This window comes from Corynebacterium tuberculostearicum SK141, from assembly GCF_000175635.1.
Classification (GTDB): Bacteria; Actinomycetota; Actinomycetes; order Mycobacteriales; family Mycobacteriaceae; genus Corynebacterium; species Corynebacterium tuberculostearicum_C.
This window is the reverse complement of record NZ_ACVP01000023.1, coordinates 142,459-162,298: the sequence shown is the minus strand read 5'-3', so window position 1 is coordinate 162,298 and position 19,840 is coordinate 142,459. Positions and strand designations below refer to the sequence as shown.

General features: G+C 58.5%; 20 protein-coding genes. 8 read left to right on the top strand and 12 right to left on the bottom strand.

Going from position 1 to position 19,840, the window contains the following annotated elements; all coding sequences use genetic code 11:
- Nucleotides 1-11 precede the first annotated feature (11 nt).
- The 9 genes from galE to CORTU0001_RS07225 all read right to left on the bottom strand — a co-directional run bounded on the left by galE (nt 12) and on the right by CORTU0001_RS07225 (nt 9,673).
- Nucleotides 12-998, bottom strand: a complete 987-nt coding sequence (gene galE, locus CORTU0001_RS07265; protein WP_005328578.1) for a UDP-glucose 4-epimerase GalE — start codon at nt 996-998, stop codon at nt 12-14.
- Between the two features lie 2 nt (nt 999-1,000).
- The gene (locus tag CORTU0001_RS07260) at nt 1,001-1,678 is read right to left on the bottom strand and encodes a metal-dependent transcriptional regulator (protein ID WP_005328577.1); all 678 of its coding nucleotides are present in this window, start codon (nt 1,676-1,678) and stop codon (nt 1,001-1,003) included.
- A gap of 222 nt (nt 1,679-1,900) precedes the next feature.
- Nucleotides 1,901-2,914: a sigma-70 family RNA polymerase sigma factor gene (locus tag CORTU0001_RS07255; RefSeq protein WP_005325073.1), complete on the bottom strand. Its 1,014-nt coding sequence runs from the start codon at nt 2,912-2,914 to the stop codon at nt 1,901-1,903.
- Between the two features lie 182 nt (nt 2,915-3,096).
- Nucleotides 3,097-3,888 (bottom strand): helix-turn-helix transcriptional regulator, encoded by a 792-nt coding sequence (locus CORTU0001_RS07250; RefSeq protein WP_034668437.1) that lies wholly within the window; start codon nt 3,886-3,888, stop codon nt 3,097-3,099.
- A 143-nt stretch (nt 3,889-4,031) separates the two neighbouring features.
- Nucleotides 4,032-5,405 carry an L-serine ammonia-lyase gene (locus CORTU0001_RS07245; RefSeq protein ID WP_005325070.1) on the bottom strand — a complete coding sequence of 458 codons (1,374 nt, stop codon included), beginning with the start codon at nt 5,403-5,405 and terminating at the stop codon, nt 4,032-4,034.
- A gap of 46 nt (nt 5,406-5,451) precedes the next feature.
- Nucleotides 5,452-6,867 carry an SLC5/6 family protein gene (locus CORTU0001_RS07240; RefSeq protein WP_005325068.1) on the bottom strand — a complete coding sequence of 472 codons (1,416 nt, stop codon included), beginning with the start codon at nt 6,865-6,867 and terminating at the stop codon, nt 5,452-5,454.
- A gap of 358 nt (nt 6,868-7,225) precedes the next feature.
- Nucleotides 7,226-7,669, bottom strand: coding sequence for a D-aminoacyl-tRNA deacylase (gene dtd, locus CORTU0001_RS07235; RefSeq protein WP_005325066.1), 444 nt, complete (start codon nt 7,667-7,669; stop codon nt 7,226-7,228).
- 42 nt (nt 7,670-7,711) lie between these two features.
- On the bottom strand, nt 7,712-9,283 hold the full coding sequence (locus CORTU0001_RS07230) for a DUF7782 domain-containing protein (RefSeq protein ID WP_005328570.1): 1,572 nt from the start codon (nt 9,281-9,283) through the stop codon (nt 7,712-7,714).
- 15 nt (nt 9,284-9,298) lie between these two features.
- Nucleotides 9,299-9,673, bottom strand: coding sequence for a DUF3099 domain-containing protein (locus tag CORTU0001_RS07225; protein ID WP_005325064.1), 375 nt, complete (start codon nt 9,671-9,673; stop codon nt 9,299-9,301).
- A 137-nt stretch (nt 9,674-9,810) separates the two neighbouring features.
- Between CORTU0001_RS07225 and CORTU0001_RS07220 the strand changes: the two genes are divergently transcribed.
- Nucleotides 9,811-10,062 (top strand): DUF3039 domain-containing protein, encoded by a 252-nt coding sequence (locus tag CORTU0001_RS07220; RefSeq protein WP_005325062.1) that lies wholly within the window; start codon nt 9,811-9,813, stop codon nt 10,060-10,062.
- Nucleotides 10,059-11,825: a DEAD/DEAH box helicase gene (locus tag CORTU0001_RS07215; RefSeq protein WP_005328565.1), complete on the top strand. Its 1,767-nt coding sequence runs from the start codon at nt 10,059-10,061 to the stop codon at nt 11,823-11,825. The genes CORTU0001_RS07220 and CORTU0001_RS07215 overlap by 4 nt, the downstream gene beginning before the upstream one ends.
- Nucleotides 11,826-11,912: 87 nt before the next feature.
- On the opposite strand, the gene CORTU0001_RS07210 is transcribed toward CORTU0001_RS07215, so the two are convergent.
- Entirely contained in the window at nt 11,913-13,451 is a 1,539-nt protein-coding gene (locus tag CORTU0001_RS07210; RefSeq protein ID WP_208853861.1) for an RNA polymerase sigma factor, read from the bottom strand.
- Nucleotides 13,452-13,585: 134 nt separating this feature from the next.
- Entirely contained in the window at nt 13,586-14,344 is a 759-nt protein-coding gene (gene ppgK / locus CORTU0001_RS07205) for a polyphosphate--glucose phosphotransferase (RefSeq protein WP_005328563.1), read from the bottom strand.
- Between ppgK and CORTU0001_RS07200 the strand changes: the two genes are divergently transcribed.
- Entirely contained in the window at nt 14,343-15,230 is an 888-nt protein-coding gene (locus CORTU0001_RS07200; protein WP_034668434.1) for an inositol monophosphatase family protein, read from the top strand. The genes ppgK and CORTU0001_RS07200 overlap by 2 nt on opposite strands.
- A gap of 112 nt (nt 15,231-15,342) precedes the next feature.
- Nucleotides 15,343-15,633 (top strand): DUF4193 domain-containing protein, encoded by a 291-nt coding sequence (locus CORTU0001_RS07195; RefSeq protein ID WP_005325023.1) that lies wholly within the window; start codon nt 15,343-15,345, stop codon nt 15,631-15,633.
- Between the two features lie 111 nt (nt 15,634-15,744).
- On the opposite strand, the gene CORTU0001_RS07190 is transcribed toward CORTU0001_RS07195, so the two are convergent.
- A complete protein-coding gene (locus CORTU0001_RS07190) occupies nt 15,745-16,215 on the bottom strand; it encodes a DUF3093 domain-containing protein (protein WP_005328559.1) in 471 nt (156 codons plus the stop codon).
- Nucleotides 16,216-16,345: 130 nt separating this feature from the next.
- On the opposite strand from CORTU0001_RS07190, the gene dut reads away from it, so the two are divergent.
- Genes dut through CORTU0001_RS07170 form a run of 4 tightly spaced genes read left to right on the top strand, consistent with a single transcriptional unit; the run spans nt 16,346 to nt 19,771 of the window.
- Nucleotides 16,346-16,819, top strand: a complete 474-nt coding sequence (gene dut / locus CORTU0001_RS07185) for a dUTP diphosphatase (protein ID WP_005328558.1) — start codon at nt 16,346-16,348, stop codon at nt 16,817-16,819.
- A gap of 48 nt (nt 16,820-16,867) precedes the next feature.
- Nucleotides 16,868-17,815, top strand: coding sequence for a DUF3710 domain-containing protein (locus CORTU0001_RS07180; protein ID WP_005328557.1), 948 nt, complete (start codon nt 16,868-16,870; stop codon nt 17,813-17,815).
- Nucleotides 17,816-17,832: 17 nt separating this feature from the next.
- On the top strand, nt 17,833-18,555 hold the full coding sequence (locus CORTU0001_RS07175) for a DUF3159 domain-containing protein (protein WP_005328556.1): 723 nt from the start codon (nt 17,833-17,835) through the stop codon (nt 18,553-18,555).
- Nucleotides 18,548-19,771 (top strand): class I SAM-dependent RNA methyltransferase, encoded by a 1,224-nt coding sequence (locus CORTU0001_RS07170; RefSeq protein WP_005328555.1) that lies wholly within the window; start codon nt 18,548-18,550, stop codon nt 19,769-19,771. Before CORTU0001_RS07175 ends, CORTU0001_RS07170 begins: the two co-directional genes overlap by 8 nt.
- Nucleotides 19,772-19,840: the final 69 nt, after the last annotated feature.

The following is a 19,840-nucleotide window of genomic DNA, read 5'->3' as shown; positions in this document are numbered from 1 at the left end:
ACGCGCGGCGTCTAGGACCGCTTTGCGGAATGTGCCTTATCGCCAAGCTGTCGGGTGAAGTTCCACGCGTCGGTGACGATGGTTTCCAGGTCCGTTCGGGTGGGATTCCACCCGAGCTCCCGCTGAATCTTCTCAGAGGAAGCGATGAGCGTAGCTGGGTCGCCCGCGCGGCGTGGGGCCACCTCAGCCGGAATGTCGTGTCCGGTGACCTTGCGACACATCTCGATGACCTGCTTGACGGAGTACCCATCGCCAGAACCCAAGTTGTAAATGCGGTGGGCGCCAGATTCGTTGGACTCAAGGGCAAGCACGTGGGCGTCGGCTAGATCGCGGATATGGATGTAGTCACGCACTGGGGTGCCGTCTGCGGTATCCCAGTCATCACCGAACATGAAAATCTTATCCCGGTGGCCCAAAGCAACCTGCAACACGATGGGGATGAGGTGCGTTTCTACCTCGCGGTTCTCGCCAATATTTCCGTAGGCGCCAGCCACATTGAAATAGCGCAGCGAGGTAGCGCCCAGGCCGTAGGCGTGGGCAAAGGACGTGATCATGTAGTCGATGGCCAGTTTGGTCGCACCATACGGATTGGTGGGCTGGGTTGGCATGTCTTCCGTAATCGGCACCTGGTCGGGCTCACCGTAGGTTGCAGCGGTGGAGGAAAAGACGAGGTTTTTGACGTCGTTATCCCGCATGGCATTCAGCAGCGTAAGGGTAGTAACGACGTTGTGCTGCCAGTACTCAACTGGTTTCTCGACGGATTCGCCCACCAAGGAGCGCGCAGCGAAGTGAATGACGCCTTCGAAGCCGCCTTCGCCCAGGACCTCGGCAGCCTTGTCCGCGACGTCGCCCTCGATGACGCGGGCAGCTTCCGGAACGGCCTCGCGGTTGCCGGTGGAGAAATTATCGATGATGGTTACGTCATGGCCTTGTTCGACCAATACTGCGGCGCAGACGCTGCCTACATAGCCGGCGCCACCTGTGACGAGAAGCTTCATAGCTATACCTCCACGCGCACTGCGTGCGCCAAATCGTCGGAAAGCACGACGCTGCCACCTTCCGGTGTCGACAGTGTGATCGTGCCGCTGTTATTGACTACAGATACCTTGGCGCCCACACGAATGCCGGCATCGGTGAGCTCCTGAAAGGTGCCATCATCAACCTGCAGGATTTCATTGACCTGGATGACGGTCGCGGAGACCTGCTCGCCATTGGGGAGATCGACCGCCCGGGTGCCCTGATCCGGCTGCGGAACATCGAAGCCAAGTGCAGACAGCGCCGGAATAGGATTGCCAAAGGGGGACCGCGTCGGGTCATCGAGAACGGCGACCATGCGCTTTTCCACCTCTTCGCTCATGACGTGCTCCCACCGGCAGGCCTCGTCGTGGACCTTGGCAATGTCGAGCCCCAGGACGTCGGTAAGCAAACGCTCTGCCAACCGGTGCTTGCGCATGACTGCGGTAGCTAGGTCGCGGCCCTTGTCCGTGAGATCCAAACTGCGGTCGGTGCGCACGTGCAAAAGGCCATCGCGCTCCATGCGAGCTACAGTCTGGGAAACCGTAGGCCCGGACTGCTCCAAACGCTCCGCAATGCGGGCGCGCAGGGGAGTAATGCCTTCTTCCTCTAGCTCGTAGATGGTCCGCAGATACATCTCCGTTGTATCAACTAGGTCCCTCACGTGGGCATACCTTTCTGTGTGAATACAGTTACGCGGCTATAGTCCCGCCCAAGAACGGGAAAGCGCTTTCTAGACTCTGCAGTCCAGATTAGCCTACCTAAGGCTTGGCTCGCCGCTAAGAACCAAGCCGATGCCTTATCAACGCCAAACCCCGAGCCCATGGCGGTACGTTGCCAGATGGGCCCGGGGAGAGGATGTGCTGCCGAATGCAGTAGGCGTGGATTACAAAGCGTACTCGCGCAGGCGATCGGCGCGATTGCCATCGCGCAGCTTCGCCATGACTTCGCGCTCAATCTGGCGTACGCGCTCGCGCGAGAGGCCGAAGCGGCGACCAATCTGATCCAAGGTGCGCGGAACACCATCATCGAGGCCGTAGCGTAGGCGGATGACGTCCTGCTCGCGCTTTTCCAAGGTGTCAATCACGCCGCGGATATCGGAGTGGCGCATAGAAGCGACGACCGCAGTTTCAGCATCGGTAGCTTCCGCATCTTCGATGAAGTCACCCAAAGGAGCTTCTTCATCGGTACCTACCGGCATATCGAGAGAGACCGGATCGCGCGACTGGCGCAGCAGCATTTCAATCTTGTTCTCATCAATGCCGGATTCTTCCGAAAGCTCCTCGTTAGTAGCTTCGCGGCCCAAGGATTGATACATCTCGCGCTTAATGCGGGAAAGCTTGTTTACCTGCTCCACCAAGTGGACGGGGAGGCGAATGGTGCGGGACTGGTCAGCCATGCCGCGGGTAATTGCCTGGCGGATCCACCACGTGGCATAAGTGGAGAACTTAAATCCCTTGGCGTAATCGAACTTCTCCATTGCGCGGATAAGGCCTAGGTTGCCCTCCTGGATGAGATCCAGCAGTGGCATACCGCGGCCGGTGTAGCGCTTTGCCAGCGAGACAACGAGGCGCAGGTTGGCTTCGAGCAGGTGGGAACGTGCCTTTTTGCCTTCACGGGCGAGGATCTTAAGGTCGCGCTTTTCCGCGCGGGTGAGCTTTTCTGCGTTATTCAGCTTGTACTCCGCGTACAGACCAACCTCGATGGCCTGAGCGAGCTCTACCTCATCTTCCGCGCTGAGCAGTGCGGTCTTGCCGATGCCGTTGAGATAAACGCGGACGAGGTCGGCAGAAGGGTTATCGTTGGTTTGGTTGCGGCGAGATCCGCGGTCTACTTCCTGTTCTTCATCAGTAGTGGCACTTGAAGTGCCCTTGGCGGTGGTGGCAGATGTCTTCGTCATGGTGAAGCCTCCTGAATTTGTCGCCGGTTTCACAAAGTACAACGGAGTCTTTAGCGATTTAGTTCCCGGTGCGGAGAGAATCATTAAAAACAGTTGTTCCCCGTGGTGCAAATCCACCTTTTCGGGGGAGAGGTACCACGGGGAACGGCTACGAGCGGCGAGTAGCTAGAAATGTGGAACTACTATCCACGCACCTGTACGAGGTAGCGGTAGATGGTGGGCTCAGATACGCCGAGGCGCTCTGCAGCTGCGGCAATTCCGCCTTTAAGAAGGAAGAATCCTGCATCCTCAAGGTCAGAGACCACTTCGAGTCGCTCCTCGCGCTGCATGCGAGGTACTGGCGTGCTCTGGTTAGAAATCGCAGAGTTCAGCATGGAATCCAGAAGGTGCTCCACGTTGGAACGCAAAGATTCGCTGACTTCTTCCTTCTCCGGCTCCTCTTCCGCAGCCTCGTCTTCTGGGACCGGGTCTGGTACCGCAATGGGTCGCTGTGGCTGCTCCTCCGCGCCGGGGTAGCCGCCAAAAGCCTTTGACTTATCAAATGCGGGATCATCGGCGTTGCCGATAAGTGCAGCGGCAGCATCGCGAATATGTACCAACTCGGAAACATCAACATTGATGCACAGCATGCCGCGCATATGTCCGGAGTCGTCTCGGATGAAATAACTAGACGAGCGGCAAATCTTGCCTTCCGCATTGACGGCGCGGTAGCCGGTCATCATGGGGATTGCCGCGGCATCGCCTTGTTTCATAAACCACAAAGCGAAGTCGGTCACGGGGCCGCCTAGCTGCCGGCCGGAGATGTGGCCGTTGGCGATGGCCATGATGGATTTATCGGGAACGTCGAGATCGTGGAGCACGATTTCGGTGTTGGGGCCCATTGCCTTACCGAGGAATTCGACGAGGGGAATGTACTGCTCGAGGAAATTTTCTTCGGAGGCACTGCCGCTAGGGAAGTTCATTAGCTGAAGCATGTCCTTTAATTCCTGTCATGTTATAGAGAAGATATCACACGGAAGCGAATAGGCGGAAGGGGGATGGCGTCAAGAAAGCCGGATGAACACAAGCGGCTTAGCGCTGTGCTCACCCGGCTCATCGCTTCTTTACAGGGTGGTCTCTATCCACACACCGGAACTGGTGGGTGAACTGCTAGGGCCAGGCCACCTTGTGAGGTTTCCCTGTACTTGGCGTTCATATCCTTACCAGTCTTATACATGGTCCAGATGACTTCGTCCAAAGAAACACATGGCTTGCTCTCGCGCTCCAGCGCCATGCGGGCGCTTGTGATGGAGTCAACGGCAGCGACAGCGTTGCGCTCAATGCAGGGTACCTGAACCTGTCCAAGGACTGGGTCACAGGTCAGGCCTAGCTTGTGCTCCATGCCAATCTCAGCTGCGATGCATACCTGCTCTGGGGTAGCGCCCATGAGCTGGGCGAGACCGCCAGCAGCCATGGAGCACGCTACACCAACCTCTCCCTGGCAGCCGACCTCAGCGCCAGAGATGGAAGCGTTCATCTTGTACAGGGAAGCAATCTGGTTGCAGGCGAAGATGTAATCAGCAAACATCTCGGTGGTAACGGGCTCAACGAACTTGTCGTAGTAGGCCAGCACTGCCGGGACAACGCCGCAGGCGCCGTTCGTAGGCGCGGTGACAACGCGGCCGCAGGCTGCATTCTCTTCAGAGATGGCCAGTGCGAACATGTTGACCCAGCTGAGGATGTTCAGACCATCGTGCGGTTCGGACTGCTCCAGGCGGCGCTTGAGGGCAGCGGCGCGGCGGGGGACAAGCAGGGAGCCTGGGAGTGGGCCGTCGGTAGCGGAGCCGCGCTTGATGCCGGTGTACATGACATCGCGAACTTTGCCCAGGTGCTCGTTGACTTCTTCTTCGGAACGCAGTGCCAACTCGTTGGCAAGACCCAGCTCCGGGAGGGTCATGTTGTTCTTCTCGCACAGCTCAAGCATCTCTGCGGCGCTGGCGTATGGGAAGGGGATATCAACCTTGGCGTCGGTGCGCTTGGCAAAGTCTTCCTGCTTGACGATGAAACCGCCGCCGACTGAGTAGTAGGTCTTGTGCAGGATGTCTTCCTCGCCAGCGAAGGCGATAAGACACATGCCGTTTTCGTGCATTGGCAGGTACTCGTCGTGGAAGTAGAAGCCGCCGTCCTTGGGGAATTCTACTTCGTGGGAGCCGCCCAGCATGAGCTTCTCGCTGCTGCGGACGTTCTTCATGAATTCGGAGATGCCGTCGATATCAACCGTCTCTGGCTCTTCACCGGCGAGACCGAGGAGGATGGCCTTGTCGGTGGAGTGGCCGATTCCCGTGAGGGAGAGGGAGCCGTAGACATTTGCCTGAACTCGAGTGACCTTGTCAAAGAGGTCCTTTTCCTTGAGCTCGTCCACGAAAGCCTTGCCGGCTTTCATTGGCCCAAGAGTGTGTGAGCTTGAGGGGCCGATGCCAATCTTGAACATATCGAAGATGCTGATGAACATTGTTCTTTCCTTGAATCCTCTGCGATTTTCTCGTCTGCGGCGGTGCTTAGAAGGCCTGGACGATGGAGTAGATGATGGTTGCTAGGGCGACGAGGCCCATGAAGAAGACGAAGTAGTTGGAAGCCTTGCCCTTGTAGCGCTTCAGCGCAGGAACCTTGTGGATGGCGACCATTGGGATGATGAAGAGCATGATGGCAATCGTCGGGCCACACAGGGTTTCAATCATGCCCAGGATGGATGGGTCAGCCCAAGCGACGAGCCAAGCGGTGACCAGCATGAAGATGAGGGTGATGGTATCGAGCTTGTGGGCGGACTCTGCGTCGTCCTTGCTTGCGTTCTTGCTGCCCTTGATGACGAGGCCTTCGAAGCCTTCGGCTGCGCCGAGGTAGTGGCCGAGGAAAGACTTAGCAACTGCAATCATGGCGATGACTGGTGCAATCCACTGGATAAGTGGGTTATCGAAGTGGTTTGCCAGGTAAGACAGGATGGTGATGTTTTGTGCCTTAGCTTCTGCCATGTCAGCCGGGGAGAGGCTCAGGGCGCAAGAAAAGACGAAGAACATAACCACGACGACCATGAGGATTTCTGCGCGGAGCAAGGTCTTGCGAGACTTAGCCTCAGCGAACTTGCCGTAGGTCTGGCGGCGGTCAACGGCGAAGGAGGAAATCATCGGGGAGTGGTTGAAAGAGAAGACCATAACCGGAACCAGCAGCATCAGGGTAACGCCCATGCTGTGGCCAGAAGCCTCGCGAGCTACGTTGAGGTCGAAGGAATCAAAGAGCGCGGTATTCCACTTCGGGATGAGGTAGAGGGAAAGCAGAACTAGGATGCCGATGAATGGGTAGACCAGGTAGGACATGACGTGAACTACGACGTCCTTGCCCATGCGGACGACTAGGATGAGGCCGCCTACCAGCAGGAGGGAGGTAAGCCAGCGGTCCGGCGGAGTGATTCCGAGCTGGTGCTCCAGGAAGGAGTTGACCGTGTTGGTGATGGTTACCGAGTAAACCAGAAGGATGGGGTAGACCGACAGGAAGTACAGGATGTTCATCAGAACGCCGGCCTTCTTGCCAAAGTGTTCCTCGACGACGTCCGTGAGGTCACCGTCTGGCTTGGAGCTGGACAGTACCAAGCGGGTCATTCCGCGGTGAGCCCAGAAGGTCATAGGCAGTGCTACGACCGTCATGATGATTAGTGGGATGATGCCGCCGATACCGGCGTTGATGGGGAGGAAGAGGACGCCGGCGCCGATTGCGGTGCCGAACAGGGAGAGCATCCATACGGTGTCTTCCTTATTCCACTTCGGTGCACCCTCCTGGCCATCGAACGGGGTGTCAATGCCAGGGGCTGGTGCGGATTCTTTGGAGGAGGGAGCTGCCTTGGAGGTCTTGAGATCCTGGGGCATCTCAGCCTGGTTCTCTGGGTGCTGGGCTTTGTTGCGCCGCGTGATTGAGTGGGACATTTTCTTTCCTACATTTAGTTGGTCGGCCGAAGCGTTTGGGCTTCTGCAACCATGATTGAGAAAAATTTTCTCACTCAATTTTGCGTTTGTAGGATTTTGAGAAACTATCTCGCATCCTGCATATCCAGCCCTTTTGCTTCGCTGTGCCCTCAGTATAGAACAAAATCTTGCAGAGTGATAATAAATTATTGCACTGGGAGTAGGGCATTTATCACTCTCTGAGAATTTGCATTCCGCAGGGCTTTATGGCTTGCTCTACACGGAATCCGGAAAAGTGGTGTGAGTCACGGAAACGTTTGTAAAAGGGCCTGCTTAACACGATTTTCAGATCTCGCGGGGCGGAAATAGAGGGTGCGGGCTAGGTCTCTACCAAGACGGTGAAAGGTCCTTCGTTCACAGAGGAAACGCGCATTTTAGCCCCGAATTGGCCTGTTTCTACTGACACGCCGCGTTCCCTGAGGTTCGCAATAATCGCCGCGATGACCGGTTCGGCCTCGGGTCCTGGGGCGGCATCCGCCCACGAAGGGCGCCGCCCTTTGGCGGTGCGGCCGTACAAAGTAAATTGGCTCACTACAAGCACGGGCGCTCCGGCATCAATGACTGAGACTTCGCCATCAAGAATGCGCAGTTCTGCAATCTTGCGTGCCATTTTCTCAGCGCGGGGCTGCCAATCATCCATATCCTCGCGCGAGACACCAACTAGAGCGAGAAGACCACCGGTTTCGGGGCAATCGATGGCTCCTACGGTTTCTCCATCGACGGTCACTGTGGCCTCTGATACCCGAGTCAAAACTGCGCGCATGGTTTACTTCTCCTTATATAGCGAGTGGGGGACAGTGTGGATTTAGCTGAGGTCTGGCGAATCCGTATCCAAGAGGAGATCGGCTGGGATAAGCAGGCCATGTCGGACCATATCGATTACGGCGGGTAGGGCGGCTGCGGTGAGTTCTTCTTCGTCGAAACCATGCGCCGCCGCATACAGGCCAATGGTTTCTTCTAGGTTTAAGCCCTGTGGGTTGAGTCCGGCGACAATGGCAGCGATGTGTTCATCTACTTCGTGGCTCCAGCGCGGACCGTCGGTACGGGTAAGGCGTAGAGCGGCCCGAGTAAAGCCCTGGCCCAATTCCGCATCTGGGGTGCTGATATCTTCGCGTGCCAGCCCCGGGCGTACCTGGAAGTGCTTTCCCTGTAGCTCGCCGGGTACGAGGTCGCGCAACCACGCCACGCGGGCAAAGTATTCTTCTACTTCAGGTCCAAGTGGGTCGCTAAAGGCCTGCGGCATATCTTCGGCCAAGATATCGGCAGGTTCATCGTCGCCGATGCGTTGGATAGCGACAAATCCAAAGCCAATGCCATTGACCTCATGTTGCTGGAAATGTTCCAGCCAGGCGCGTGAGCGCTCTTGTCCTTCAGAGGAGCGTACATCCAAGGATTCGTCCTCGAGCCAGGTGGACACATAGAGTGCGGGATCGGCTACGTCGCGCTGAATGATCCAGGCAGCAATTCCTTTGTCCGGCAGCCAGGAAGCAACGCGTTGTTGCCAGGTCTCGCCGCTGGTGTGTACCCAAGCGGCCAGAAGGTGAGCCGTTCCGCCGGGGGTTAGGTGGTCGGTGGCCCGAGAGACAACCAGTTCGCTGGCACCGTCCAGATTTAACCCGGAATCGCGGTAGACGTGGCCAACTTCGGGAAGGCCAACAACAAAAGGTGGGTTAGCTACGAGGCGGTCAAAGCGGCGGCCGGCTACGGGGTCGAACCACGAACCTTGCAGCAATTCCACTTTCTCGCTATCGCCAGTGGCGGCAATGGTAGCCTCGGCCAATTCCAACGCACGCTCATGCACGTCGGTGGCGGTAATCTTTTCAGCGCAATCGAGCTGCCCCAGCAATTGGACGCCCGAGCCAGTGCCTAGATCTAAGACGCTGCCCACTGGGCTTACTGGTGTGGATTGCAGTAGGGAGAGGCTTGCCGCGCCAACGCCAAGCACATGGTCTGGGCCAGGTACGTGGTCGACCAAGGAGGCGTCGACGTCGGAGAAGATGAGACGGTTGGCGCCAACGATGGTGTGGGGGCGGATATCGAGGGCAATGTAGGCCTTGCCATGGGCGTCGGCAAGCGCAACATTGGCATCCAGCAACTGGGTAGCCAGGCGCGCGCCTACCGCCTCGCCCAAAAGCGTGGCCGGCAGGTGTTGATGCAGGAGGAAGAAGCGGATCAAAAGATCCAATTGAGATTCGCTGTGCGCGGCGAGCGCAACTGGTGCGGGTTCGCCGCGGAAGAGGGCCTCGGTAACTTCCGGACCTAGGTGCCCAGCTACGCCATCGGTAGTAAAACCGGCGGCAGTAAAGACGTCGGAAAGCTCAGGGGCCAGCTTGGCTAGCGCGGGGGCATCAAAGTCGGGGCCAAAAGCGGTCGTCATGTAGGCAGGAGTCCTTTACTCTTCTTCGTGATCGATGATGTCGTGGTGTGCCTCAATAGGTCGGGCGGTGCCGCCGGATACCTGTGGGGCGTGGGCCTGGCTATAAAGCTGCCGGTTCATGGCTGGCTTGTACACGTTTTTCTCGCGCTTATCCTTCTTTTCTCCCCTGCCGTTGCCAATCACCACGGCTATCCAGGGGAGGGGAAATGTCACGCCGACAATGATGGCGGCTAAAAGCCACCAATGCATATAGAGGAAGAAGCCGGCGATGAGCAGGGAAGGAACGCGCAAAAACTGAAAGATTCCGTACCGAATTTCGCGGCGCTTGCGGTCCTGGCCAGGCGAGAGCTTGGCATCTGTGATGAGGTAGCGCTCTTTTTTGCCAAACAACCTAGACTCGGCTCCCCTCGTGCGCGTCGGCGTTCCCTCGATAAGGGGAGAGGGGTGCAGTGGCTGGCGTGCATGACGTGTACATGTTCTCCAAGGGTAGCCGCCTGACTCGCAAAGTTCGATGCCGATGCGGCAAAATGGAGTGCGTGACTACGACTACGAAGACAATTGAACGGCCAGATATTCGTGAAGACACTTCGACGACGGATAATGACACGCCGAAGTTCTTCCACTACGTCAAAAAGGATCACATCCTCGATTCCGCGGTGAACGGCAAGTACGTCGTTGCGCTGTGCGGCGAAACTTTCCCGGTGACCAAGCAGGCAAAGCCGGGTTCTCCGGTATGCCCCGATTGTGAGCGTGTGTATAAGGGTCTGCGCCGCAAGTGAGGACTTTTAAAAAGACTAACCTTCGCGCCTGGCAGCAATCCGCCCTCGATAAATTCCTCGCCACTAAGCCGCAGGACTTCATGGCGGTGGCGACCCCGGGCGCCGGAAAGACTACCTTCGCGCTGCGCATTGCCACCGAGCTCATGGAAGACCGTACGGTCGAGCGCGTAATCGTGGTGGTGCCTACCGAACACCTCAAGACCCAGTGGTCTAGCGCTGCCGCGCGCGTTGGTCTGGCTCTAGATCCGGCGTTTAGCAATTCCTCCGCCGTTAATCCCTCGATGGACGGCATTGTGGTGACTTATGCGCAAGTGGGTATGCACCCTTTCAAGCACCGCGCGGTGGCTTCTGCCCGGCGCACTTTGGTGATCCTGGATGAGATTCACCATGCAGGCGACGCCAAGAGCTGGGGCGATGGCGTCAAGGAAGCCTACGACGATGTCAATCACCGCCTGGCCTTGACCGGTACGCCTTTCCGCTCCGATGACTCGCCCATTCCATTCGTCCAATACGTGGACGATGGGGAGGGGCACAAGGTATCCCGCTCGGACCATACCTATGGCTATGGCGATGCGCTTGCCGACGGCGTCGTGCGCCCCGTTGTCTTTCTTTCTTACTCTGGCGAAGCCCGCTGGCGCGACTCGGCCGGCGAGGAACATGCAGCCCGTTTGGGCGACATTATGAATGCGGAGCAAACCGCCCGAGCGTGGCGCACCGCCTTGGACCCCAAGGGCGAGTGGATCCCTGCGGTGCTGCAGGCGGCGCATACCCGCCTGATGCAAATGCGGCGCAATATGCCGGATGCCGGCGGCCTGGTGCTGGCTTCGGATACGACGACCGCACGCGCGTATGCCAAGATCCTCAAACAGCTTTCTAATACGCCAGTGTCGGTGATTTTGTCTGATGATCCCGGCTCCTCGGACCGCATTCAGGAGTTTTCTGAGTCCACCGATGAGTGGATGGTGGCAGTCCGCATGGTGTCCGAGGGCGTCGACGTCCCGCGCCTAGCGGTGGGCGTTTATGCTACCTCGGCATCGACCCCGCTCTTTTTCGCCCAGGCCATCGGCCGCTTCGTGCGCTCGCGCATGCCGGGTGAGACGGCGTCGGTTTTCCTTCCTTCGGTTCCTGTCCTGCTGGGCTTGGCCGAAAATATGGAAAAATCCCGCGACCACGTCTTGGGTGAAGAAAAGCCCGACAAGGAAGGCTGGGACGACGATCTGCTAGAGCAGGCGAATCAGAAAAAGACCGAACCAGACATGTTGGAGAAGTCTTATGAGTCGCTTGGTGCCGAGGCAGAGTTCTCGGGCCTGCTTTATAACGGTTCTCAGTTCAACACTGGGGACATGACCACGGATGAAGAAGCCGATTTCCTTGGTATTCCCGGGTTGCTCGATGCGGACCAAGTCAAGGATCTGCTGCGCAAGAAACAATCTGAGGAAATGGACCGCCGTGAGGCGGAAGAAAAGGCTCGTCGCGCGGCTGAGGCCGAGGAAGCTCACCGCCGCAAGCTCTACGGCATGGACTATGCGCCGGCCTCACGGAAGAAGTCTATGGAGTCTGAGTCCAGCGACACCGGAGTTGTCGATGAGCTAGGCCAGCTGCGCAAAGAGCTCAATACGGTCGTCTCTATCGCTGCCCAGCGCTCCGGCCGCCCGCACGGTGCTATTCACACCGAGGTCCGCAAGGCCTGTGGCGGCCCGCCCACCGCGCTGTGCAACGCCGACCAGCTGCGCGAGCGCATCGAATACCTGCGCAAGTGGTAGAACGGCCCACGATGGCTAGAGAGTAGCTATACAGAAAGCCCGCACCGAAGTTGGTGCGGGCTTTCTACGGTTCTGCAGCTGCAGCGATTAGTCGAGGTAATCGCGCAGAACCTGCGAACGGGACGGGTGGCGCAGCTTCGACATCGTCTTGGACTCGATCTGGCGAATGCGCTCGCGGGTAACCCCGTAGACCTGGCCAATCTCGTCTAAAGTGCGCGGCATGCCGTCGGTCAAGCCGAAGCGGAGGCGAACCACGCCGGCCTCACGCTCGGACAGCGTAGTCAGCACGTCTTGGAGCTGATCCTGCAGCAAGGTGAAGGATACGGCGTCGACCGCAATGACGGCCTCGGAATCCTCGATGAAGTCACCCAACTGGGAATCGCCTTCGTCACCGATGGTCTGATCCAAGGAAATGGGCTCGCGGGCGTACTGCTGGATTTCGAGCACCTTTTCCTCGGTGATATCCATCTCCTTCGCCAGCTCCTGCGGGGTAGGCTCGCGGCCCAAGTCCTGCAAGAGCTCGCGCTGGATGCGGCCCAGCTTGTTGATGACCTCCACCATGTGCACTGGGATGCGGATGGTACGAGCCTGGTCAGCCATGGCGCGGGTAATGGCCTGGCGGATCCACCAGGTGGCGTAAGTGGAGAACTTATAGCCCTTGGTGTAATCGAACTTCTCCACCGCGCGGATTAGACCCAAGTTGCCTTCCTGAATGAGATCCAAGAAAGCCATGCCACGGCCGGTGTAGCGCTTCGCCAAGGAAACCACCAGACGCAGGTTGGCCTCCAGAAGGTGGTTCTTGGCCTTGCGGCCATCGCGGGCGATGCTGCGCAGGTCGCGCTTTTCCATGGGGGAGAGCTTGGCGGCCTTATCGCCTTCGGCGCGGGCCTTTTCCATCTCATCCATGCGGTGCTGTGCGTACAGGCCAGCCTCGATGCGCTTGGCCAGGGAAACCTCTTGCTCGGCGTTGAGCAGGGCGACCTTACCAATCTGCTTGAGGTAGGCACGGACGGAGTCAGCAGAGGCGGTTAACTGCGCATCCTTGCGTGCCTGACGCAGCGCAGCGGACTCTTCCTCGTCCCAGACGGAAGAGGAGTCTTCCTCTTCTTCCTCATCGTCGTCGTCCAAGTCCTCTTCGAGGTCATCGTCCTCGAGGTCTTCGCCGGCGTCGAAGTCATCATCGTCTTCGATGTCCGCATTGGTGGGATCGAAGTCGACGTCTTCGTCGTGCTCGTCCTCCTCGAGCTCCTCTTCTGCTTCCGGCTGTGCCTGCTTTTCGGACTCGGCTGGGGATTCCTGCTTCTTTGCCGCGGATTTGCGGACCGTCTTCTTAGTGGCCTTTTTCGCAGACTTCTTAGTGGTCTTCTTGGCCGACTTTTTGGCGGTCTTCTTCGCAGTCTTCTTGGCTGTTTTCTTAGCGGTCTTTTTGGCCGTCTTCTTAGCCGTCTTTTTCGCGGTTTTCTTTGCCGTCTTCTTGGCGGTCTTCTTTGCAGGAGTAGATGCCTCAGCGGCGTTTTCGCCCTCGCCGAGTGCCTGGTCTGAAGATTCAGTGGCTGCCACGTACGCCCTTTCGACTAACTTCTTGATTGAAACAGCTCTGTGCGCCCTAGCGGGGCGCTCGTGCATCAGTGTGATGTTAGCGCGTTGTGGCCTTATGCAGGCCAGACACGCCCTAGAGCTATTTAACTTAGGATCGACCGCCCAGTATAGAGGATCTTTCCAACCTGCCGGTGGATAGGGTTACCAGCAGTGCGTAAATCTTATGGTTTCAAACCGTCTACCGCCGCCATCGCAGCTCCGACAATTCCCGCGCGATTGCGCAGTTGTGCAGGCATGACGGGGGTTTCAATATCAAGGTGTGGGCCCCACTTTTCAAACTTGCGGGAAATCCCACCCCCAATGAGGAAGGCCTGCGGGTTAAAGAGCTTTTCATACTCCGCGAGGACCTTGTTGAGTCGCTTAGTCCACTGCTTGTACTTGAGTCCCTCGCGGTCCTTCACGGCCGAGGACGCAATCTTCTCAGCCTCGTCATCGCCCACCGTGAGGTGCCCCAGTTCGGTATTAGGGAACAACTGGCCGTCCAGGAAGAAGGCCGAACCAATACCGGTTCCCAGGGTTAGGAAGATAACGGAGCCCTGCTTGGCGATGTCCTCTCCGTAGGCAACCTCGGCTAGTCCCGCCGCGTCGGCGTCGTTAAGCACGGCAAAATCTGCATCCAGGTAGTCCGCAAAGAGTTCTGTGGCGTTGACCCCCATCCACTCCTTGGAAATATTTGCCGCAGTCTCGACTTCCTGGTTGCGAACCACGGAAGGCAGGGTGATGCCAACGGGGCCGTCCCACTGCTTTTCCTGCACGATGTGGGCTACCACCTTGGCAACATCATGGGGCGTAGATGGCTGTGGGGTGGCGATCTTTATGCGTTCACCCACGAATTCGCCGGTGGCAAGGTCCACCTCAGCGCCTTTAATGCCGGAGCCGCCGATATCGATGCCAAAGGAATGGCCAGAAAGAGTAGTCATGCCCGACAGTCTAGAAGAAGGCACAATAGTTGGCATGACTGAGCAGATCGATTTTCTCCAATTGCGGGATTTTGCCGTTTCTACCGCCACGCGGGCTGCGGAATTAATTACTGCGCGGCGCGCAGAACTCGTAGCAGGTGACGGCATCGCGGCGCATACCCACACCAAGTCCAGCGACGTAGATCCCGTAACGGAGGTCGATACCGCGACAGAGGAGTTCATTGCCACCACCATCCGCACCCAGCGCCCCGGGGACGGAATCTTTGGCGAAGAAGGCGCCAATGTGGAATCGACCAGTGGGGTTACCTGGATTGTCGATCCGATTGACGGCACCGTGAATTTCCTCTACGGGGTGCCGGACTACGCCGTATCCATTGGTGCGGAATACCAAGGGCACCTCGTAGCTGGCGCGGTGGTCAACGTGGCGCGCGGGCGTACCTATGCTGCCGCAGCCGGCCAGGGCGCCACGGTCACCGGCCCGGACGGAATTGAGCACGTACTGCGGTGTGGCCAGACACAAGATCCTGCGTTGGCCTTGGTGGCCACCGGCTTTGGTTACGAAGCTGACCGGCGTGCAGCCCAAGCCGAGCTTCTCACCAAGCTCCTGCCTAATGTGCGTGATATTCGCCGCATCGGCGCTGCCGCGCTCGACCTATGCAGGGTGGCAGAGGGAACCGTTGATGCCTACTTTGAGCACGGTATCAATGCGTGGGACTTCGCCGCAGGGGCAATCATTGCTCGCGAGGCAGGTGCGGTGGTGCGCCATCCAGGCTTTGATAAAGGCTCCGCTGATGGTGAACTTACCTGGGCCGCGGGGGCAGATTTGGCCCCCGCATTCGAAAAGCTTTTAGCAGCGCACAGGGCCACGGAATCGCTGCGGGGGTAATAGTTTCCCACGCCGGCGAGCGGTGAGATGACATCTAGCCATTTGTGCTTTACTATGCGCGATCGATAAATACCCATTCCTTAAAGCAACTTGACCATTAGGGGCGTGCATTATGGCCACCGATTATGACGCACCGCGCCGGCGCGCGGAAGATGAACTCGAAACTGACTCCCTAGAAGGACTCAAAGCCGCTGAGAGCGATAACAACGGCATGGACGATGACGGAGAAATCGTCGAAGCCTTCCAGCCGCCATCAGTAGACCTCACGGGCGAGGAGCTTAATGTTGAGGTAGTTCCACGTCAGGAAAATGAGTTTACCTGCGGCTCGTGTTTCCTGGTGCAGTCCAATAAGCGTTACTCCCACGAAGAGGACGGCCAGCCAATCTGCAAGGATTGCGCCTAAAGGAATACGCAGCAGAAACGAAACCCCGCACTTGGCAATTTTCTACGTGCCGAGTGCGGGGTTTGCTGTTGCAGCCACCACATTTTCTGTGGTGTGCGAAGTCAATAAAGATTAGTGCTGTTCCGGAACGAAAGCGTGGAGCAAAGCCTCCGGATCCTTCGAGGCGATGAGCCAATAAGGAGTATCGTCCTCTGGATCATTGAGCACCATCATGGCGTGCTCATCCACCCAAGCGTGGGAGACCAAAAACGCCGCGGGATCGAACTGCGGGCCCAGGGCATTGCGCCGCGCAGATTTGGGAACGGTGATAGACCGCGAGACGACGTCGTTAGGCAATTGGGCATCTTTGACCGTGAGCCAACGCGTTCCGTCCGGGTCGCGCTCTACCTTGATGACTGTATTGGACCAGGTAATAAGTACCCACACGGCGATAGCACCAAGGAGGATCGCGGGAATAATGGTCCACCACATGGAGCGATTGAGGCCGGCGGTAGCGGAAGTAAGCCCCACGATGGCGGCTGCAAAAAGCCAAAAGTACCAAGGGACCCATTGGCGTTCGCGGTACAGAACCTGAGGGGCCACCGTGCCCTGTGCCGAAGCGGCGCTTGACGGTGCCGGAGTTGCGGAAGTAGCAGATTTATCAGACACGTCTAGTCAGTCTAGTCCACACGCGCCGCAGAATGAACCTCCCAAGGCAGGTAGGATTGGCCAAGTGACTGACTCGATTCCGCATTCTCAACCAGAAAGCCCCTTTGGGGACGTTAAAGTCAAGCGCCTGGATAAGGAGCTTCCGCTGCCGCACCGCGCACACCGTGGTGACGCCGGTGCGGACCTCTATGCAGCTGAATCTCTTACCCTGCAACCCGGCGAGCGCGTCCTCGTCGGCACCGGGATTGCCATTGCGCTGCCACTAGGAACGGTCGGTTTAATTCACCCGCGCTCCGGACTAGCCGCCAAGCAAGGGCTTTCCATTGTCAATACCCCGGGCACGGTAGATGCCGATTACCGCGGGGAGATCAAGGTCTGCCTCATCAACCACGACCGGCATACACCCATTGAGATCGAACGCGGCATGCGCATCGCTCAGCTCGTGGTCCAGCGCGTAGAGCTGGTGGGGTTTGCTGAGGTTGAAGAATTGGATGACACCGTCCGCGGAGCCGGCGGCTATGGCTCTACCGGTGTGTAGTTAAAGCAGTAGAGAATCAACGAAACTTTTAGAAAGGACATAGCGCCCATGGGAATCTGGCCCTTTGGCAAGAAGAACGACGAAGAAAAGAAGGCTCAGGAAAAGCCTGCAGCCCAAAGCGAAAAGCCGGCGGACCCCAAGTCCGCGGATACAGAAGCGCAGGAAACTTATGCTCCAGTAGGCGACACCGCAGCAGATGCCGCGGCGGCTTCTGGCAATGAACCCCGCGAATTCGCCCATGATGCCATCAATGGCCAGACCGGCCCCTTTGACGGCGACTCCGTCGATATCGAGACCTTCGATTTCAGTGACTTTTCCATCGGCGTATTAGATCTGGGGTCCCTGCGCATTCCACTGCCAAAGGAATCCCAGGTACAGGTGGAAATGGGCGAACAGGGCCCACGAATGCTGCACATCGTGACCAAGGTAGGCCGAATTACTCCCGTAGCCTTTGCCGCCCCACGTAAGCCAGGCCAGTGGGCAGAATCCGTGGAGGAAATCAAGGAGGGCATGAGCCGCGACGGACTTACCGTTACTACCGAGCCAGGCCCTTGGGGTGCTGAGGTCGTGGGCAAGAACGACAACGGTCAGGTCCGCGTCATCGGTGCAGACGGTCCGCGCTGGATGCTGCGCATGACCCTGGCCGCGCCGGCCGGCATGGAAGCAGACCTCGCAGACATGGCTCGCGAGGTGGCCGCCCGTACCTTCGTCTACCGCGGGGAAGACCCCATCTTGGCAGGAAATGCTTTGCCGGTCATCATGCCCGAGCAGCTCGTAGAGCAGGTCAAGCAGGCTATGGACCAGCGCCAGCAAGAACAGCAGGCAGCCGCTAATGCTCAGCACCACCCAGAAAACGGCGTGGGCGGCCCCGACCCTGCGGCAGAAGCAGAGGCGGAACAACACCTGCGCGATTTGGGCGGTACCCCACACCAGGGTGAGAATGGATCGTCCCCGCAGAATCCCGATGAGGGATCTGCACCTAATTCCAAGAACTAGGCAAAGCAGTAAACCACGTGACACATTCTTCCTCGCCGCACCCTTCCCCGGACGCTAAGAACCTGGACTCTGAGGAGTCTGCTGCCGAACCCACCTTGCTGGAGCAGATGGGTGGCATATCAGGGCTCGTGTCGGCCACCTTGCCGGTCATTGTGCTGATTCCTGTCAATAATTTCTTTGGGCTGGGGCCAGCCTTGGCGGCGGCGCTCGGCGTGGCCGTTGTTATTGCACTCTGGAGGGTTGTCCGGAAAGAGACCCTGCAGCCGGCCATATCGGGTCTGCTGGGAGTGGCTCTTTGCGCTGCCATCGCCTGGTTTACCGGTGACGCCAAAGGGTATTTCTTGTACGGCATCTGGATGTCGTTGGCACTGTGCATTGCCGCGGTACTATCAATCCTCTTCCGGTGGCCCGCTGTGGGTGTCATCTGGAAGGGGATTAATGGCGAGGAAATGCAGTGGCAAAAGGTTGCTCAGGCGCGCCGGGCTTATGCCATCGCTACCGGCGGGTGGGCGGTCATCTTCCTGGCCCGCTTTGTTGTTCAGCGCGCCATTTATGATGCGGATGCAACCACTGCCTTAGGGGTGACCCGAATCCTGATGGGGTGGCCATTGACGCTTCTAGTTACGGCGCTGACCGTGTGGATGGTGCGCCGCGCGGATGCAGCCGTTGACGCAGCGGCGGGCACAGGTGAGCACACTAACGCAGAACGAGAACAAAAGTCTGAGGCAGAAAATGACTGAATCAACGATGAGCCGTGGCGATAGTCTTGAGGTCACCATTGACCGCATGGCGCACGGCGGGGAAGGAATTGGCCAGGCGCCGGATGGGCGAGTGGTATTCGTTCCTCGCGCTTTTCCCGGCGACGTCGTAAAAGCTACGGCCGGCCGTGTAAAGAAGTCGTTCATTAAGGCAGAGCTGGAAAGCGTACTAAGCCCTGGGCCGCTGCGCGTGCCATCGTCTTGTCCCGCTGCCGCGCAGGGAGCAGGATGCTGCGATTTTGCCGAGCTGGATCCCGCGGCCGAAACCGGAATCAAGGCAGAGATCTTGTCGGAGCAGCTGCGCCGCACCGGCGTTGTCACCGGCGAGGAACTAAACATTGAGCAGCACACTCTAGAGCCGGTTCGGGGATGGCGCACGCGGGTGAGGTGGGGCGTCGACAAGCAAGGGCGCGCCGGAACCCGTCAGCGTCGGTCCAATGAGCTTGTTACGGGCGCTGCTTGTACGCAGCTGGCTCCGGGACTGGCAGAGGGGCTCGTTGGAGAGGGCGCGCGCCGATTTACCCCAGGCGCTGAGGTCATCGCCGTTCTCGATGGCGATGGCAACCGACACGTGGTAGAAACCCGCAAGGCCCCGCGCGGGCGCCGCGTGGAGACCATCCGTGAGGTGGTAGAAGGCAGCGGCAAGGTGCACGAGCATGTCGACGGGCGGACGTTTAGCTTTCCTGCTACCGCCTTCTGGCAGGCCCACAGCCACGCACCGGCCGCGTATACCGATCTGATAGCGGAGTGGCTCGGGGGCCGCGAGTACCAAGAGCACACCGCCTGGGATCTCTACGGTGGCGTTGGCCTATTCGTTCCCGCACTGGCCCATGCCGTGCAGGGCAAGGTTATCTCCGTGGACTATTCACCGGCGGCTACGGCCGGGGAACAAGCCGCCCTTGCGGACTGCGATGTGGAAGTAAAGTCCGCAAAGGTCGAGCAAGTCGCCGCACAGCTTCCCAAGCCTGGCGCTGTAGTCCTTGATCCGCCGCGCACCGGAGCAGGGGAGGATGTGATTCGTTCCGTGGCGGCCGCTGCACCCCAGACGGTCGTTCACGTGGGATGTGACCCCGCCACCTTCGCGCGCGACTTGGGATACTGGAACCAGCACGGATACGGAATAGAAAAGATGGCACTCATTAACGCGTTCCCCGGAACGCACCACTTTGAAACGATTGCGCTCATTACCCCTGCCTAATGAGCTTTTATGGCTTCGAGGCGGGGTGTTGAACGTTGCCGCGCCGTTCTCGGAACATTGACCGATATA